This window comes from Corallococcus terminator, assembly GCF_003611635.1.
GTDB classification, from domain to species: Bacteria; Myxococcota; Myxococcia; order Myxococcales; family Myxococcaceae; genus Corallococcus; species Corallococcus terminator.
The window spans coordinates 1-394 of record NZ_RAVZ01000851.1 but is presented as its reverse complement, the minus strand read 5'-3'; the positions used below and the strand labels follow the sequence as shown (position 1 = coordinate 394).

Below are 394 nucleotides of genomic sequence, written 5' to 3'. Positions count from 1 at the left end.
GTTCCGGCCGGCGTCGTCGAGCGAGTCGCAGTAGCGGGCCGTCGCGATGTCGTCGGCCGAGGTGATCACGCCCTCGGTGAGCAGGAACCCGTGGGCGAGCTCGACGTCGTGCCCCGGGGTCCGCATCGTCACCGCCAGCGACTTCCCGTCGACGCGGATCTCCAGGGGTTCCTCGGCCGCGAGGGCGTCCGGGCGACGGGACACGCCCTGCTCTCTCACCCGGACGACTGGTCGACGAACGGTCACCCTGCCCATGAGTTACACCTCGACTCGAATGGTGGATATCGGACGAGGATGACATCATCGATCGGTCACACGTCCGTCACACACGGTTGCGCCTGCGGAGGTCGCGATGGGTTTCCTCGACCGTTCGGCCATCGTCGCACCGCCGGGG

General features: G+C 68.3%; 1 protein-coding gene. It reads right to left on the bottom strand.

Features of this window, described 5'->3' with window-relative positions:
• Positions 1 to 246 (bottom strand): formate dehydrogenase accessory sulfurtransferase FdhD (locus D7V88_RS42445; protein ID WP_341870765.1); only part of this gene is annotated, 246 nt, incomplete at its 3' end.
• Positions 247 to 394: the final 148 nt, after the last annotated feature.